This window comes from Corallococcus interemptor (assembly GCF_003668875.1).
Taxonomy (GTDB): Bacteria; Myxococcota; Myxococcia; order Myxococcales; family Myxococcaceae; genus Corallococcus; species Corallococcus interemptor.
In genome coordinates, this window is sequence record NZ_RAWM01000052.1 from 1 (window position 1) to 16,362 (window position 16,362).

Here is a 16,362-nt window from a genome sequence, read left to right on the forward strand (position 1 = left end):
GGGCTGGGGCCGGTGGGTGCTCGGAGGCTGGCTGCTGTTCGTGCTCTGGCTCAGCGTGGGGTACGCGCGGCTGCCCGACGTGAGCGGGCTGCGCACGGAGAACCTGCGTATCACCGCGCTCATGGAGCAGCGGGCCGAGGAGGCGAATGAGGAGGGCAAGAAGCCCCGCGTGCGCCAAGCCTGGGTGTCCATGGGCGCGGTGGCCCCGCACGCGGTGGACACCGTGTTCATCTCCGAGGATGCGCGCTTCTACCGGCACGAAGGCGTGGACTGGAAGGAGGTGGAGAACTCCATCGACCAGTCCGTGCGCGAGGCCCGGCTGGGACGCGGTGCCTCCACCCTCACGCAGCAACTGGCGAAGAACCTCTACCTCTCCACGGCGCAGGGCGCGATGCTTGCGGCCATGCTGCACGCCCCCGCCGCTGGCTGCCCGCCCAGCGCCCGCAGACGCTGCGCACCCGCGCGGGCGTCATCCTGACGCGGCTGGAGCGCGAAGGCCGCATCAGCGCGGCGCAGGCCGAGCTCTCGCGTTTCTTCGGCGGAGGCCATCGCCCGGCTGCCCGCGGAGAGCTGAGCGGCGCTAGCGCCTGCGGCGCCAGAGCCTCAGCGTGGCCAACAGCCCCAGCACCGTCAGGCCCCCTCCCGCCTGGGTGCAACCGTCACTGGACGGGCCGCGGATGGGATCCGCGTCCCCGGGGATGCCACCGTCCGTGACGCCGCCGTCGTCGCCCGTGCCTCCGTCCGTGGCGGGCGGGTCACAGCTCAGCTCGAAGTCCACGCTCAGCGGCGGCAGCGTGAGGTTGGCTCGCTCCAGCGTTCCCTGGAGCGTGGCGCGGTGACGTCCGGGCGTGAGGCCCCGGCCGGGCGGTGGCGGGTTGCCCGGCGTGCAGACCGTGTAGAGGGACAGCAGCTGCCGGTTGTACTCGTACTTGTGGCTGTCGAAGTGGTCCGCGCCCGTCGAGTCCAGCCCGTGGTGATTGCTGAACGACCAGGGCTGTCCATCCACCTCCACCGTCCAAGTCATCCAGGGCAGGAACGGCACCAGCTCCGGTGACGGGGTGAAGCGCAGCGAGGTGAAGTCACCTTCCTGCGGACTCCCGCACTCCGCGTCCCCGAACACGGGGAACATCCCTCGCTTCGGCGTGTCCACGCCCAGCGTGCCCAGGGTCGTGGGCAGCGGAAGCTCCGGGCCCGCGGTGAAGGTCGCGGACTGCGTCAGCGTCTCCTGGAACTGGCAGAGGCCCTTCGCCTCGATGCGGTACTGCGTGCCCGGCACGAGCGGCGCCGTGGGGACCACGACGTGCGTCCCGCGTGCGCCAGCCGCCAGGGTGAAGGGCACCTGTGCGCCATCCGCCTGGAGCAGCTGGATGGTGGCGACCTCCGTGCTCTCCCGCAGCGGCGGCCTCACCACCAGCCCGGGCACGTTCGCGGGGACCGCTCCGCCGTCCTCGGGGAGCGGGAAGCGGACGTCGACGAGGCAGTTGGCCGCGACGCACGCCTCCGCGGAAGGCGGCGCGAGCGCTCCCAACCCCAGAAGGAACATCCCTGCCGCGCCCCATGTCCAAACGTGTCCGTGCATTTGCTTCATCAGACACCGGAGCGCGGGAGCGTGGGACATTCCTCAGGGGCGCTTCGTGCGCCGCCAGAGCCGGAGCGTGGCCAGGAGCCCGAACGCCGTGAGGCCTCCGCCCGCCTGGGTGCATCCCTTGTCCTCGGGCACCTCTGGCACTTCGTCCGGGCACTTGAGCTCGAAGGAGACCTCCAGCGGCGGCAGGGGCGTGCCGGACTGTTCAAGCACCGGGCGCAGCGTGGCCACGTGCTTTCCGGGCGCGAGCCCCTGGTCCGAAGGGGCCTGCTGGTCCGGCAGCACCTTGCAGACCGTGTAGACGGTGAGCAGGTCATGCGGGTACGCGAACCGGTCCGGGGGCATGACGTTGCCCGCCGCGTCCACCGCGCCGTGTTGCGCCGTGGCCCATGGCTTCCCATCCACCTCCAGCGTCCAGTGCACCCACGGCAGGAAGGGCACCAGCTCCGGCGCGGGCGTGAAGCCCAGCGTCACCGTACGGCCCTCCACGTCCACCGAGCACAGCGAGCCACCCCAGACCGGGAAGGTCGCGTTCTGCTCCGGACCCGCGCGCAGGGTTCCGGACGCCGCAGGCAATGCGACCGCGGGGTCTGCCGTGAAGGACGTCTCCAACGTGCCAGGCTCCTGCGGATATCTCCCGCAGAGGTTGCTGGCCTCCAGGTGATAGCGGGTACCCGGAACGAGCGGAGCCGCTGGAACCACGAGCCCGCTCCCGTGCGGACCCGGCAGGAAGGTGGCCTCCACGTCGGCGCCGTCCTCCGTGCGCAGGCGCAGGTTTCCGGAGTCCGCTTCGTAGCCGTTCGAGGACAGCACCACCAGGGCGGGCACGTTCGCGGGGACGCTCGCGTCCGTGGGCAGTGGAGCGTGGAACTTCTTTGCTTGGCATATGGGGCCGCCGCAGGCCTGCGCGGAAGGGGGCAATGCCAGTCCCCCGCCCACCATGAACGCCCCTACCGCCACACCCTGCTTCCATCCTCGACGCCAGAGACCCAGGGCCGCCAGTGCGCCCAGCAAAGACAGTCCACCTCCGGTCTGCGAGCACCCCTTGTCCTGGGAGTCATTGGGCACGGGCACGGGATCCTTCTCCATGCACGTCAGCTTGAAGGAGACCTCCAGCGGGGGCAGCGGCGTGCCGGACTGTTCGAGCACCGGGCGCAGCGTGGCCACGTGCGTGCCTTCCTCAAGACCCAGGTCCGACGGGGGCTGCTGATCCGGCACGGTCTCGCAGACCGAGTACACCGAGAACAGCGCATGCGGGAACCGGAGCCGGTCCAGCATCCCGAGGGTGCCCGCCGCGTCCACCGCGCCGTGCGGGGCCGTGGCCCATGGCTTTCCATCCACCTCCAGCGTCCAGTGCACCCACGGCAGGAAGGGCACCAGCTCCGGCGCGGGCGTGAAGCCCAGCGTCACCTGGCTGCCCTCCACGCCCACCGAACAGGAGCCGCCGCCCCAGACCTGGAAGGGCCCGTGCTCTTCCTGGCCTGCCTGGAGGGTCCCTGTCGCCGTTGGAAGCGCGGCCGCCGGGCCCGCGGTGAACGTCGCCGTCTCCGGAGGGCCCTCCTCCGACTCTCCCAGGCACGGGTCGCGGCCCTCCAGGTGATAGCGGGTGCCCGGGACGAGCGGAGCCGCTGGGACGAGGACGCCGCTTCCAAGAGGGCCTGGCAGGAGGGTCGCCTCCACGCCGGTGTCGTCCTCCGTGCGCAGCCGCAGGGTCCGCGCGTCGACGATGGGCCAGCCACCCGGCGACACCATCACCAGCGCCGGCACGTTCGCGGGCACGACCGCGTCCTTCGGCAGCGGGAACCGGGTCCACCAGGGGGAGCATGGGGCGCTGGTGCAGGCCTCCGCGGAAGGTGCGAGCAGCACCGCCACCGCGCACAGGGCACTCCATCCGAATCTCGTCATGGCCTTGAGACACGCCGGCCTGGCGCGTTGGGACATGGCACGCGACCGTTCAGTCCACGAAGGCGACCGTCCGGCTGGTGCGCCCACGATGCGTCCCTGTCCCCGGCGAAGACTGCCGGGCATGCGACGCAAGCTCGTGCTGCTGGTGCTGGCCTTGGTGGTGTGGCTGCCAGCACTCCACCTCCTGTTCCGTCCCCGCGACCGGCAGGCCTTGTCAGCGGCACTGGCCTCCCGCCAACGTGTGTTCTCGCTCCAGGAATCGAGCGCGGAGCGCGACGTGCTCCACCGCACCAACCCGGAGTGGGACCTGATGGTGCGCACCTTCTCCGTGCTGTCGTTCGCGAACCTCGCGCTGTCGGAGCCCGCGCGGAAGGCGGAGCACCTGGCCGTCGTGGACGCGCTCATCGCCCGGACCCTGCGGGACGAGCAGCGCGCGCATGAAGCCTTCTTCCTGCCCTATGTGCACGCGGGGCCCTTCAGGGACCCGGCGGGGCGCAGCCTCTTCGTGGACGGGGAGCTGGCGTTGATGCTCGCCGCGCGTCAGCTGGTGGAGGCGCGCTCGGAGTACGCGCCGCTCCTGCGCGAGCGCGTGGACCTCATCACCGGTCAGCTGGAGCGGGCGCCGGTGCTCGCGGCAGAGAGCTACCCGGACGAGGGCTGGACCTTCTGCAACACGGTGGCGCTCGCGGCGCTGCGCCTGTCGGACCGCGTGGACGGCCGGGACCATGACGCGCTCCTGCGCCGCTGGGTGGCCTCCGCGCGCGAGCACCTGACAGAGCGCCGGACGGGCCTGCTCGTGTCGAGCTTCACCTACGCGGGCGTGACGAAGGACGGGCCGGAGGGCTCCACGCTGTGGCTCGCGGCGCACATGCTCCAGGTGGTGGACGCGGACTTCGCGCGTGACCAGTACCAGCGGGCCCGCGCCGCGCTCCTGGGACAGGCGCTGGGCTTCGCGTGGGCAGGGGAGTGGCCCGTGGACGCGGACGCGGTGCAGGACATCGATTCCGGGCCCACCATCCCGTGGGTGAACGCGAACGCGGGCTCCAGCGGGCTCGCGCTCGTGGGCGCGGCGGCGTTCGATGACGAGGAGGCCCTGGACGGGCTGCTCACCAGCCTCCACTTCGCGGCCTTCCCGGTGCACGACGACACCGGCTTGCGCTTCGCGGCGGGCAACCCGCTGGCGGACGCCGTGCTGCTGTACGCGCTCGTCGAAGGACCGCTCTGGCGCCTCGCGCGGGCGCCCCACCTGGAGGCACACCGATGATGCGTCACCCGTTCATCCTGGCCGCGCTGGGCCTGGGCGCGCTCTTCCTGGCGCTGCACCTGGGCGGAGGCCGTGAGTCCGTGGGCGTGCTGTCCGGGACCGTCGTGGGCGGCCCCTGGCGCATGGGCTTCGGCGTCCTCTACGCGCTGGCCTGGTTCAGCGCGGTGCTGGTGGCGCCGGTGCTGCTGCTGGCGGGGCTGGCGGACGCCGCGCTTCAGCGCCGGTACACCGTGCCGCCCTTCATCACCCACCGCACCTGACGCGCGGCGGAGATGTCCTGCGTGGGGTCCCCCTCCACGGCGACGAGGTCCGCGTAGAGGCCGGCCTTCACCTGCCCGATGCGGTCCTCCCAGTGCAGCATGCGCGCGTTGCCGGAGGTGGCAGCCTGGAGCGCCTGGGCGGGCGTCACGCCGCTGGCCACCAGCAGCTCCAGCTCGCGCGCGTTCTCTCCGTGCGTGAAGACGCCCGAGTCCCCACCCACGCACAGGGGCACGCCCGCGGCCAGCGCGGCCTTGAGCCCTTCGCGCTTCTTCTTCGCGGACTCGGGCTCCGGGTCCACGCCGCGCTTCCAGCCCCGGTACTGGAGCATGGCGTCGCCCGCCGCCAGCGTGGGGCACAGGAAGACGCCCCGCTGGGCCATCAGCTTCCAGACCTCCGGCGTGCCGGCGTCGCCGTGCTCGATGGTCTCCGCGCCGGCCAGCACCGCGCGCTTCATGCCCTCCGGCGTGCTGGCGTGCACGGCCACCGGGCGCCCGCCGCTTCGGGCCGTCTCCACGATGAGGCGCATCTCCTCCTGGGAGAAGGTGGGCAGCGCCTCGCCGCGCGGGCCCCATCGGTAGTCGCCATAGACCTTGATCCAATCCGCGCCGCGCCCCATCTGTCCGCGCACCGCGCGCATGAGGCCGTCCACGCCGTCCGCCTCCTCGGCGCCCTGGGGCACGGTCCATTCGGACGCGAAGCCCTTGGGGCCGTAGCTGCCGGTGGCCACCAGCGCGCGCGTGGTGACGATCATGCGGGGGCCCGGGATGATGCCCTGGTCGATGGCCTGCTTGAGCCCCACGTCCGCGTCCCCGGCGCCCTCCGTGCCCAGGTCGCGCGTGGTGGTGAAGCCCGCCAGCAGCGCCGCCTTCGCGTGGTTCGTGGCCCGCGCCACGCGCAGCGCCAGCGACTCCTTGAGCACCTGGTCGTTCCAGGGGGCCTCGTTGTACGGGTGCAGGAACAGGTGCGAGTGGCCCTCGATGAGGCCGGGCAGCAGCGTCGTGCCGGGCAGGTCCACGACCTCCGCGCCCTCCGGCGCCTTCACGCCTTGCGCGGGCCCCGCCGCGACGATGCGCTCCCCGGTGACGACCACCACCCAGCCCGTGTGGGGCTTCGCGGTGGTGCCGTCGAAGACGCGCGCCGGGCGCAGCACGTAGGAACGGGCAGGGGGCGTCTGGGCCCGCGCGGACGCGGAGCCGAGGACGCCGAACAGGACGGTGGCAAGGAACAGGGCGCGCATGGTGGACGCGCAGTCTGCGCGCGCGGCCCTGACCGGGCCATGGGTTTGTGGGGCAGGCCCCACGGATTGCTTTTCTTCCTGCACACGGCCAGCGTGTCGGTGTCTGTTCTGCTTTTGCCGGGGATTGCCATGCATCGACTGCTTTCGCTCGCATTGCTGCTGTGCGTTTCTTGTGGCGACACGACGGACCCTCCCATGCCCCAGCCGGACGCGGGCATCGCTGACGCGGGCATCCCAGACGCAGGAATCCCAGACGCGGGAATCGCAGACGCTGGCATTCCAGACGCTGGCATTCCAGACGCTGGCATTCCAGACGCTGGCATTCCAGACGCTGGCATTCCAGACGCGGGAACCGAAAGCCCGGCCACCCTCACCGTCCACTCGGACTGGTGGGACTTCACCACCGACCTGGGCGCCATGCAGGGCATCACCGTCCTGCTGGGGGACGGCAGCCGCTTCCGTCAGCCGCTGGGCCGTGACGGCATCGCACGCTTCGACGACCCAGCCATCACCGGCCCGCAGGACATCACCATCGTCATGGTGGGGGAGCGCGACGTGGTGGCCAGCACGACGCTGGCCGTGGAGGGCTCGGAGGTGTGGATCCGCTCCGGCTTCGGCCTCCTGGGGGGCGAGCTCCCGTCCACCGTTCAGGCCACCCTCACCGGCCAGGTGACGAATCTGGCGGGAATCCCCGCGTTCGTGCGCGTGGTGGGGAAGGGCTTCGCGGGCAACACCTATACGGATGCGGATGGCGTCTTCAGTGTCATCGTGCGGGGCGAGGTTCCCGGCAAGGTGGCGCTGAGCGCCAGCAGCCTCACCGGGGACGTCGAGTCCGTGGGGATGCTGCGGGGCATCACCGTGGGAGGCGGACGGACCGTCAGCAACCTGGTCATTCCCCTGGACCACCGGATGGATCAGAAGCTGCCCGTCGCGCTCACGAACCTCCAGCCCTATGGCGGGGAGGCGGACGTCTCCGCCACCTTCATGCTCGGGTCGGAATCCCTCATCACCTCCAGCATCCGCGGTGCCACGCCCATTGGGGTCCCGGCCATGGCCCGGACGCCGCCGTTCGACACCGTGGACGTCCGGCTGGCCGTGACGGCGGGCAGCGATGAGCGGATCGCGTCCGGGCGCGTGGTCGTGAACACGCCGCTGGCCTCCGCGGGCGTCACGTCCGTGGCCCTGCCCACGCCCGTGACGCTCACCTCGCCCTCGCCGGGCACGCTGGATGCGCCCGGCTCCGGGCCGCGCTCCGGGCTGACGCTGCGCTGGGGCGCCGACCCCGCTGCCCACGGCGTGACGGTGCGCCTGCTGTCCCAGGAGGACGGTCCGAAGCTCATCTGGTACGTCACCTCCCCCGCGACCTCGGGCAGCTTCACCCTCTTCCCCCTGCCCGCGGAGGTGACGCCGCTGCGGGAGCTGACCGCGGGGCGCTACGCCTTGCTGTGGTCCTCGCGCTTCCTGGGAGCGGGGAAGGGCTACCCGGACTTCTACAAGGAGGCCGCCGCCGCGAACGGACCGGACGCCTGGTCCACGAACGCCTTCGGCCTCGCCGACCTCCGGGACTGAAAGCGCGTCCACCTTCGCGCGCTGGCGTCACGGCGCCAGCGCGCGGAACACCTTGGTGTCGCCGTTGTAGTTGCCGGGGTTCCAGTACACCTTGTCCGCGCCGTCCCGGCCGTCGATGTCCGCGAAGAAGAAGTCCGTGTTCTCCGAGCCGCTGAAGCCCGTGTTGTCCATCACCGGGCTGCCCGCGAAGTTGGAGCCGGTGCTCGGGTACACCTGCATCCGGCCCTCGCGGAAGTTGGGCCGCCAGAAGACCTTGTCCGCCTTGCCGTCGCCGTCCACGTCCGCGAAGTAGAAGCGGGACGTGTCCACGCCGCTGGTGCCCGCCTCGTGCAGGAAGAACAGCGCGAACGCGCCCGCGCCGGTGGAGCGGTACACGCGCGTGCGGCCGCCTTCCTGATCCGGGTTCCACACGATGCGGTCCGCCTTGCCGTCGCCGTCCACGTCCGCGAAGTACACGCGGGTGTCGGCGCTGGTGTTGGCGCCCGTCGTGCTCGTCACCGCGGCGCCGAAGGACACGGTGCCGTTGCACTTCGACGCGAAGGTGTCGAAGGCGCCGGACCTCTGCGTGGGGTTCCAGCGCACCAGGTCCGCGCAGCCGTCACCGGTGACGTCCGCGAAGAAGAAGCGCGTGGCGTCGCTGGTGCTGGCCGCCTGGGTGACGTCCACGCGGCTGTTGAAGGTGCCGTCGCACTTCGCGGGGTAGATGCGCACCTCGCCGTCCCCCAGGGTGGGCCGCCAGAGGACCTTGTCCGCGCAGCCGTCGCCGGTGACGTCCGCGAAGAAGAAGCGCGTGGTGGCGACGCCGCTGGTCGCGCCCGTGTTCTTCACCGCCGCCTCGAAGCCGCCGTCGCACTTCGACTTCGCCACCCACGTCTCGCCCTCGCCCACCGCGTAGTTCCAGCTGATGCGGTCCGCGCAGCCGTCACCGGTGACGTCCGCGAAGAACAGCTGCGTGCTGGTGGACGTGCCGGAGGGCGTGGGCGAAAGGGTGGAGCCCGCGGCGAAGAGGGCCGGGCGGAGGGTGGCCAGGACCGGGTAGTGGTCCGACGGCGTGAGGCCGTTGGTCTCCGTCCGGTCGATGGCGGGCGCGGACGAGGTGAGCGCGCCCCCGTTGTGGAAGATGTAGTCCAGCCGGTTGTACTTCGTGGACGTGGAGCCGTTCCACGCGTTGTTGAACGTGGCGTCGTCCACGCCCGTCACGCCGTCGAAGCGCGCGGTGCGGAACAGCCGGGCTCCGGACTCCAGGTCCTCGATGGTCGTCTCCCCCGGCGTGGACTGCCCCTGCGCGTCGGAGTTGAAGTCGCCCATGGCGATGACCGGCAGACCGCCGGGCTTCGTGGCCAGGAACGACGCCATCTGCTCGGCTTCCTTGAGCCGCCCCAGCGAGCACTCCGCCCCGTAGGCGAAGTGCGTGTTGGCCACGAAGTACACCTGCCCGGACGTCAGGTCGCGCAGGCCCACCCAGGCAATCTTCTTGCCCTCCGCGTGGCTGAAGCACGTGGCGCTGGAGGCATAGGGGTTCACCAGCGCCTCGTTGCCCTGGCCCACCTCCGGAGCGATTTCGAAGCGGCTCTTCTTGAAGAAGATGAGCTTCGGGCTGCCGCCGCCGGGGTTGTAGACGCCGTAGGGCTTGTCCGTGCCCGTCAGCCCCGCGATGAGGTCCGCGGGGATGCTGGGCCCGCCCGAGGGGGACTGGGCCTCCTGCACGCCGACGATGTCCGCGTTGTTCGCGAGGATGCGCTGGAGCACGGCCGCCTTGCGGTTGGGCCACGCGCGCACGCCCGTGTCCAGCGGCCCGCGCACGTTGTACGTCATCACCCGGAACGCCTTGTGGCCCGTGGCCGCCAGCGCGCGCGTCTGCCCGGACAGCGTGTCAGCAGCGCGCGGCGTGTCCTCCTCCGGCCCGCAGGCCAGGAGCGGCGTGAGTACGGAGAGCAGCGCGAGACGGGAACGGAAGCTTCGCATGGATGTGATTATGCATGTAAAACGTGAAAAAACATCAATTCCGTTCCCGCCTCGGACCGCCGGTGTGGCGGGCTACTGGCGCACGACGCGCTTGAGCTTGAAGGGCGAGGGGGACTCGCTCATCGTGTAATAGGCCGTGCCGGTCGCGTCGTACTCGATGGCCTCGCCCTGGCCCTCCACGGTGTCCGTGAGGGAGACGGGCGTGGCGGCGAACGCGGTCTCGAAGGCGGCACCGGCGGCGGCGCGGAACTCATACACCTTGCGGTAGGTGCGCAGGATGAAGCGGTTGGCGCACGGGTGGATGGCGCCGGACGTGGCCGCGCCGTAGTTGGTGTCCGTGGTCGTGGGCAGCGGGAGGTTCGCCACGAACACGAGCGTGCTCATGGTGCCGGGCGTGGGCAGCGGCTGGGGGAACTTGTAGACCTTGCTCGCGCCTGAGTAGGACTTGGTGACGATGTAGATGTCGCCCGTGGTGGGGTGGACCATGATGGTCTCCGCGTCCTTGGGCGTGTCCGGGTACTGGAAGGGGAAGGCCTCGGCGGTGAGGTTGCCGCTCGTCTGGCCCGCGCCGATGTTGGGCTCCGGGATGCGGTAGACGGCGAAGGTGGACGGCGGCGTGGGGAAGTTGGCGCTCGAGCGGCCGATGTCACCCATGTAGATGCACTGGCCGGCGGGGCACGGGCCGGTGGCCACGTCCTCCCAGTCCGCGGGCGTCACGTTGGACACGGTGAAGGTGCCCTTCGTGCTCGCGTCCGCGGTGCTGATGGCGACGATGGCGGTGGTGTCCTCGTTGTGCGCGTAGAGCACGCCCGGGGTGAGGCGGCTGGCGGCGATGCCGGACGGCTCCACCAGCGCGGTGGCCGTCACGGTGCCCTGGGTGGTGTACGCGGTGGAGAAGGTGTCCCCCACGGAGCAGGAGGTGGTGGCGTTGGCCGCGCGCAGCGCGACGACCTGGGCGGTGTTCGTCTCCGCGTAGGGGGAGGAACCATTGAACGAGCCCTGCGCCCCCGCGGCGCCCAGGTCCTTGTAGGCGACGTTGTAGATGACGCCGGTGGACGAGGACACGAGGCAGGTGTCCACGGGCTCGGTGAAGCCCGCGGGCGGGACGATGGGGCTCGCCGGGCACGCGGCGCCGGTCCACAGCTGCGTGCCGAACCACACCGCGACGCCGTTGGCGGTGTTGGTGGTGAGCGCGGGCGTGTTGAAGCTGGCGGTGAGGCCGTTCTTCTGGCCCGTCTGCGCGTCGATGGGGTTGGCCGTGTCCACGCCGGAGAACGCGGAGATGCTGCCGGCCATGTAGCTGGCGATGTCGATGTTGAAATCGTACGTGGAGGGCTCGGACGCGGTGGCGACCTTGTAGAAGACCCACGCCTTGAGCTGCGAAGCGCTCTGGTCCGAGCGCACCAGCGTCCAGCCCGCGGGCGGCGTCGCCACGGCGGCCACGTTGTTGCGGTTGATGATGCGAGCGAGCAGCACGTCACCCGCGGCGGTGCCGGTGGGCTTCGCGATGCTCAGCGACGTGCGCGTGCTGCCGCCCGCCGTGGCGCTGCTCCGGTACGCGATGGTGGACACCGCCTGCCGGGCGGTCGCGGTCTCCTGCTCCGGGAGCGAAGGGGCGTCCGCGTCCAGCGGCCCGCACCCCGCGAGCGCGAACAGGGACACCGAGCACAGCATGCGTGAAACATTCCGGTTGAACAAACGCAAGGTCACTCCTGCCTGGGGGATGAGGCGAGTCAAAGGCAGGAGGTTTTCGAGCGGACCGGGAAAGTGTTGCGGATGCCCCGTGCGAAAGATTCGCGTGTTGGCTGTGATTGGAAACTTCCGCGAACGTCCTTCCCTCGCGTGCGCGGGTGTGGAAGAGGGTGGGGCATGAAGCGTCACGCGCCCGCTACCGAACGCAACCGCGAACCGCTCCTCGCCGTGCTCCGGGAGGTGCTGCCCGCGTCAGGCACGCTGCTGGAGGTGGCGAGCGGCACCGGCCAGCACGCGGCCTTCTTCGCGAGGGCCTTCCCGGGGCTGACCTGGCAGCCGACGGACGGCGACGCGGCGGCGCTGGAGAGCATCGACGCGTGGCGCGCGGAGGAGGGGCTGGTGAACGTCCTGCCTGCCCGCCTGCTGGACGCGGCGTCGGATGCGTGGCCGGTGGAGCACGCGGACGCGATGCTCTGCGTGAACATGATCCACATCGCGCCGTGGGCGGCCTGCCAGGGGCTGATGCGGGGCGCGGGGCGCGTGCTGCGTCCGGGCGGACGGCTGGTGCTGTACGGGCCCTACTTCGTGGAGGGGAAGGAGACCGCGCCGAGCAACCTCGCCTTCGACGAATCCCTCCGCGCGCGGGATGCGTCCTGGGGCGTGCGCGAACTGGGTGCGGTGAGCCGGGAGGCCGGGCTTCACGGGCTCCAGCGCGAGCGCGTGGTGGAGATGCCGAGCAACAACCTCACGGTGGTGTTCCGCCGGTAGGGCCTTCACCGGGACGGCGTTGTCCCCGCCGTCCCGGCGCGGGGGCTACATGCCGGGGCAGTGGCCGCCCTTCAGCTGACGGGCGGTCTCGTGGACCTCGTCGATGAGCTGGCGCTTCTGCATGGTGTCCTGGGCGGAGTAGGTGAGGGTGATGCCGTTGGGCGTGTCCGTCGCCACGACCCTGGCGGGGACCATGGGCGCCCCGGCTATGCCCTGTTCGCCGCCTCCGCCGGTGCCGACCTCGTCGCGACCGCTCTGGATCTCCGTGGGGCTGTCGCCCAGGTCCTCCTCCTGAGCGAGGTCCAAGGGGGTCTGCGCGTTGGCGCTCTTGGACTGCTCGTCCAGCATGCGCCGGGCGCGCGTCTGGAGGTCCGACACCTGCGATGGGTCGGACGTGGTGAACATGAGCGCCACGCCGTCGGACGTGTCCTGTGTCTGGACCTGCGTGCCCGGCACGGACATGGGGCAGCGCTGGTCCGCCGAGGACTGGGCGGATGCGGGCAGCGGCTGCTTCGATTCCTGCTTGTGCATCTCCTTCTTGGAACAGCCGGCGGAGAAGCAGAGCGCCGCGGCCGCGGCGAGCGTCAGCGGAAGTCGGGACATGGGCATGGTGTGCCTCCTCTGTCTGGGTTTGTCGTGCGGCAAGGTGGAGAGGCGTCCCGGCCCCTGCAACACGTCCTCCCCGCCGCGTGCCTGAAGGCCCCACCCCGGCGATGGAAGCCTTCATCGGCGAGCGGACACCCGGCTCAGCCCCGCTTCGTCATGTCGAACAGCGCGCGGGCCTGCGGCCCCAGGAACCCGTCGAAGCCTCCCGAGCGTTCGGCGATCTCGAAGTACGCATACGGCCAGGCACGCGTGCCACCGCTCCGGAGCGTCAGGGGCAGCGGGGCCGCGTGCGTGGCTGTCTGTCTCAGCGACGTGCCGGGCGCGCCCTCGATGTCTGCCTTCATGGGCACGCCGGCCTCGCGCATGCGCCGCTGCCACGCCTCCACGTCGTCCACCGCGCCGGTGAAGTGGTTCACCTTGCGGCCGAAGGCCAGGAGCCACGCGCCGTACTGCGTCTCCTTCTCCAGCTCCAGCAGCGCGGCCTCGTCCGGAGGCGGCGGCGCCGTGAACCACGCGGCAAGCGCCTCCACGTCCTCCGGAGGCGGCGGATCCACCGGCAGCGCGGCGAGCAATTCGCGGGCGCGCGGCGACAGCTCCTCCTGCTTCAGCTCCGACAGGAAGACGCGCGGCAGCCCGTCCGGGTGCGACAGATAGATGGCGGACAGGTGCGCATCCGGGAACGTGTACGCGCCGGCCGGCTTCCACCCGAACCGCTCGAACACGCGGGAGAAGAGGGCAATGCCTCCCTCCGGCCGCGCCAGGGTGCGGAACGCGACGTGGTCATTGCGGAAGTGCCCTCCGGACAGCGTCACGAAGGTGCGCGCGAAGGGGACTTCGGAGGCGTAGCGCTCCCACAGCAGGTCCAGGAGCCGAGAGGCGTCGGAGGCGGAGGTCGTCATGCGCGGCAGTCTACGCCGCGCTTCCGGGCGCTTTGAGCGCCATCCGCCTCCTGTATTGACAAGCTCAAGACCTGTCCAGGGTGTAAAAACTGTAAAACACGGAAACGAAGATGGGCGCGATGAGGATGGGGCTTGTGGCCCTGGTGTCGGGCCTGCTGTGTGGTTCCTGTGGCGACTTCATCTGCGGCCCCGCCACGGAGAACCCGTCCAGCTGTCCGCAGGACTGCCCCGACCTGTCTGACTTCTGCTACGTGACGCCCGCGGACTGATCAGCGCAGCTCCACGGTGAGCCCGCCGAAGGTCATGGCCTCGGCGTGGCCACCGTCTCCGGAGTGCGTCATCGGCGCATCCGCGAGCCCCACCGCCACCAGGGAGTCCCCATCCGCGTCCACGCCCAGCAGGTGGGTGTGGCGGTCCGGTGCCTCGGGGCCGGCCCGCCGGGTGCGCACCGTCAGGCCGTCCGTGGACGCGAGCGTGAGCAGCGCCCCGGCCCCGCGCGAGATGCTCATCCCTCCGGACCACCGGTCCCACCCGGCGGCGCCCACGGCGACCAGGCCCGCGTCCGTCCAGCGCAGCGCGGAGAAGTGGTCCGCGCGGCCCGTGTCCACGCGGTGCTCGAAGCGCAGCGCGCCCGAGTCGAGCGACAGCACGCCCAGATAGCCGTCGTACGGCGTCATCTGGTCCTGCACGCCGGGCGCGGACGGGTACCAGGCGATGGTGCCATCCCCACCTTCCGTCACCACGGTGCCCGCGAGCGCCACCTCTCCGCCGCGCACCGCCATGTCGAAGACGACGAACTCCGCCGCCCGGGCGGGGACGAAGACGTGCGTGCCAATGCGCGTGCCCACCGGCGTGAAGGCCGTCACGGCGAAGGGCTGACGCTCGGTGTCCGAGGGCGTGGTGACGTCCTCGCCGGACCGGCAGTGCACGGCGGTGAAGTCATTGAACGTGCGGCTGGAGGCCATGCAGCGCGAGCTGTTCCAGGTCCGCCCCACCACCAGCCGCCCCTCCGCGTCCACCGCGAGCAGCGGCCGGAGCGAGGCCTCGCGCCAGCGGAACTCGTCGTAGGCCCACGCGGCCGGCTGCGTGGAGTGGCGCCCGTCGACGATGCGCGTCCACTGCTCGCTGTAGCGCCCGTCCGCCCACTGGAGCGTCATCAGCCCCGACACCAGCTCCTGCGTGGTGGGCGCGTCCTCCGGGACGGCCACGAGCGACAGGAAGGCCACGGCCACGTCCTCGCCGCGCGCCTCGGTGCGCAGCCAGCCGTCGGTGAGGGCGTGGACCCAGGGCGACTTCATGCGGAACGCGGGGGAGGGCAGGGTGCCGCCCAGGTCGGCCTCGGGCACCGTCGCGGGCGTGGGCAGCGGCTGCCGCGACAGCACCTGCCCCTCCGCGGACAGGCGCACCAGGTCGTACGCCTCCGCCGTCGCGCCGGTGCGCTCGATGCCCAGGGTGACGTCCCCGGACGGGTGCACGGTGAAGTCGCTCAGGTGGTCACCGGCCGCGGCGTCGAACGCCCACAGCCGCGTGCCGTCCCGCGAGGACACGGTGAGCCGGCGCGTGTCCCGCCCTTCCGCGTCCCGCGTCGTCTCCAGCACGAAGGTGCGTCCGGAGGCCCGCCGGAGCTTGAGTCCTCCGAAGCCCGCGCGAGGCTGCACCTGGAAGGACGGCGTGCCCCGATCGAACGCCCGGACGAGCCCGGGCACCCCCGTGCAGTCCGAGCACTCCTCGGGGGGCGTGGGGCCCTCCGTCCCGTGGCAGGCGGAGGCGCCCCACGACAGCAGGGCACCCAGCAAATACCGCGTCCGGCGGAGGTTCATGGCTCGCATGCCCCTTCATACGGAGGCATGCGGTCCGGCGGGTCGTAGCCGTGGGCACGATGGCGGCCGTGACGCTGGAGGACGTGACGGCGTCCGCGGCGGAAGGGCGCTTCGTCTACCGCTGCGAGGACGGCGGCCAGCTGACGTGCACCTTCGATGTGTTGGAGGCCCCCGAGGAATGAAGGGCGGGGCCTGCTAGCCTCCGCTTCCATGGGCGTCCACGACTACCGATGCAGTGTCTGCGGTCCTCCGTCGTCGTTCGTGTGCGGTGAGAAGACCGGCAAGGAGTGCGAGGAGGACGGCATCGGCAACGACGAGGCCGTGCTGGACCTGTTCTTCTTCGCGGCCGATGACGCGCCGGAGGACGCGGAGGAATTCGAAAAGGCCCGGGGCCGCGCACGGCGCACGAAGACGCAGGCCTTCGGCTACGACTGGGGCGACTGGGAGTTCGTCCCCAGCCTCAACTACCGGCAGCTGCTCATGGATGACGACGACGCCACGGGCCTCTGGCGCATCGAGCCGTACGAAGAGGACATGAGCGACGGCAGCCCCGTGTCGCTGGAGATCCCCGAGGACGAGCGCGTCTGGGTGGTCAACTACTGCCCCACCTGCCATCCGCTGTTCGCCGAAGGCAAGACGCCCGAGGACGAACCCTGTCTGGAATACCTCCGGGCCATCGCGGAGAACCTGGACCTGGACTTCGACGGGGTGAAGGGGAGCGCGGACAAGCCGCGCTTCATCGCCACCGTGCGGGAGCTCGTGTCCCGGCGGCGGCCCGTGTCCCGCTAAGT

At 71.2% G+C, this 16,362-nt stretch carries 16 protein-coding genes; 8 read left to right on the plus strand and 8 right to left on the minus strand.

All coding sequences use genetic code 11. From position 1 onward, the window contains the following. A partial coding sequence (locus D7X96_RS19765) for a transglycosylase domain-containing protein (RefSeq protein WP_244219658.1) occupies window positions 1-478 on the plus strand: 478 nt, incomplete at its 5' end. Window positions 479-580: 102 nt separating this feature from the next. On the opposite strand, the gene D7X96_RS19770 is transcribed toward D7X96_RS19765, so the two are convergent. Beyond that, on the minus strand, window positions 581-1,543 hold the full coding sequence (locus D7X96_RS19770) for a hypothetical protein (RefSeq protein ID WP_244219659.1): 963 nt from the start codon (window positions 1,541-1,543) through the stop codon (window positions 581-583). 78 nt (window positions 1,544-1,621) lie between these two features. Continuing rightward, entirely contained in the window at window positions 1,622-3,490 is a 1,869-nt protein-coding gene (locus tag D7X96_RS19775; RefSeq protein WP_147468351.1) for a hypothetical protein, read from the minus strand. Window positions 3,491-3,611: 121 nt separating this feature from the next. On the opposite strand from D7X96_RS19775, the gene D7X96_RS19780 reads away from it, so the two are divergent. Together D7X96_RS19780 and D7X96_RS19785 are read left to right on the plus strand one after the other, a co-directional pair. After that, the gene (locus tag D7X96_RS19780) at window positions 3,612-4,754 is read left to right on the plus strand and encodes a linalool dehydratase/isomerase domain-containing protein (protein ID WP_121770436.1); all 1,143 of its coding nucleotides are present in this window, start codon (window positions 3,612-3,614) and stop codon (window positions 4,752-4,754) included. Continuing rightward, entirely contained in the window at window positions 4,751-5,014 is a 264-nt protein-coding gene (locus D7X96_RS19785; RefSeq protein ID WP_121770437.1) for a hypothetical protein, read from the plus strand. The genes D7X96_RS19780 and D7X96_RS19785 overlap by 4 nt, the downstream gene beginning before the upstream one ends. Here the strand turns inward: D7X96_RS19785 and D7X96_RS19790 are convergent. After that, window positions 4,969-6,252: a metal-dependent hydrolase family protein gene (locus tag D7X96_RS19790; RefSeq protein ID WP_121770438.1), complete on the minus strand. Its 1,284-nt coding sequence runs from the start codon at window positions 6,250-6,252 to the stop codon at window positions 4,969-4,971. The genes D7X96_RS19785 and D7X96_RS19790 overlap by 46 nt on opposite strands. Before the next feature lie 129 nt (window positions 6,253-6,381). On the opposite strand from D7X96_RS19790, the gene D7X96_RS19795 reads away from it, so the two are divergent. Beyond that, window positions 6,382-7,821: a hypothetical protein gene (locus tag D7X96_RS19795; RefSeq protein WP_147468352.1), complete on the plus strand. Its 1,440-nt coding sequence runs from the start codon at window positions 6,382-6,384 to the stop codon at window positions 7,819-7,821. A 27-nt stretch (window positions 7,822-7,848) separates the two neighbouring features. On the opposite strand, the gene D7X96_RS19800 is transcribed toward D7X96_RS19795, so the two are convergent. Continuing rightward, window positions 7,849-9,786 (minus strand): FG-GAP-like repeat-containing protein, encoded by a 1,938-nt coding sequence (locus D7X96_RS19800; protein WP_121770440.1) that lies wholly within the window; start codon window positions 9,784-9,786, stop codon window positions 7,849-7,851. A 72-nt stretch (window positions 9,787-9,858) separates the two neighbouring features. Next, window positions 9,859-11,490: a cell wall anchor protein gene (locus tag D7X96_RS19805; protein ID WP_121770441.1), complete on the minus strand. Its 1,632-nt coding sequence runs from the start codon at window positions 11,488-11,490 to the stop codon at window positions 9,859-9,861. 165 nt (window positions 11,491-11,655) lie between these two features. Here D7X96_RS19805 and D7X96_RS19810 point away from each other — a divergent pair, with 165 nt between their 5' ends. After that, on the plus strand, window positions 11,656-12,246 hold the full coding sequence (locus D7X96_RS19810; RefSeq protein ID WP_120549676.1) for a DUF938 domain-containing protein: 591 nt from the start codon (window positions 11,656-11,658) through the stop codon (window positions 12,244-12,246). 45 nt (window positions 12,247-12,291) lie between these two features. On the opposite strand, the gene D7X96_RS19815 is transcribed toward D7X96_RS19810, so the two are convergent. Both D7X96_RS19815 and D7X96_RS19820 read right to left on the minus strand, forming a co-directional pair. Then, window positions 12,292-12,849, minus strand: coding sequence for a hypothetical protein (locus tag D7X96_RS19815; protein ID WP_147468353.1), 558 nt, complete (start codon window positions 12,847-12,849; stop codon window positions 12,292-12,294). 143 nt (window positions 12,850-12,992) lie between these two features. Continuing rightward, window positions 12,993-13,751, minus strand: coding sequence for a DUF1338 domain-containing protein (locus D7X96_RS19820; protein WP_120549678.1), 759 nt, complete (start codon window positions 13,749-13,751; stop codon window positions 12,993-12,995). A 119-nt stretch (window positions 13,752-13,870) separates the two neighbouring features. On the opposite strand from D7X96_RS19820, the gene D7X96_RS40015 reads away from it, so the two are divergent. Further along, on the plus strand, window positions 13,871-14,020 hold the full coding sequence (locus D7X96_RS40015; protein WP_158626603.1) for a hypothetical protein: 150 nt from the start codon (window positions 13,871-13,873) through the stop codon (window positions 14,018-14,020). On the opposite strand, the gene D7X96_RS19825 is transcribed toward D7X96_RS40015, so the two are convergent. Then, complete coding sequence (locus D7X96_RS19825) at window positions 14,021-15,571, minus strand: hypothetical protein (protein WP_121770443.1); 1,551 nt, start codon at window positions 15,569-15,571, stop codon at window positions 14,021-14,023. Between the two features lie 50 nt (window positions 15,572-15,621). On the opposite strand from D7X96_RS19825, the gene D7X96_RS41515 reads away from it, so the two are divergent. Together D7X96_RS41515 and D7X96_RS19830 are read left to right on the plus strand one after the other, a co-directional pair. Beyond that, complete coding sequence (locus tag D7X96_RS41515) at window positions 15,622-15,753, plus strand: hypothetical protein (RefSeq protein WP_255424959.1); 132 nt, start codon at window positions 15,622-15,624, stop codon at window positions 15,751-15,753. 28 nt (window positions 15,754-15,781) lie between these two features. Beyond that, the gene (locus D7X96_RS19830; RefSeq protein ID WP_121770444.1) at window positions 15,782-16,360 is read left to right on the plus strand and encodes a hypothetical protein; all 579 of its coding nucleotides are present in this window, start codon (window positions 15,782-15,784) and stop codon (window positions 16,358-16,360) included. The last annotated feature ends 2 nt before the right edge of the window (window positions 16,361-16,362 follow it).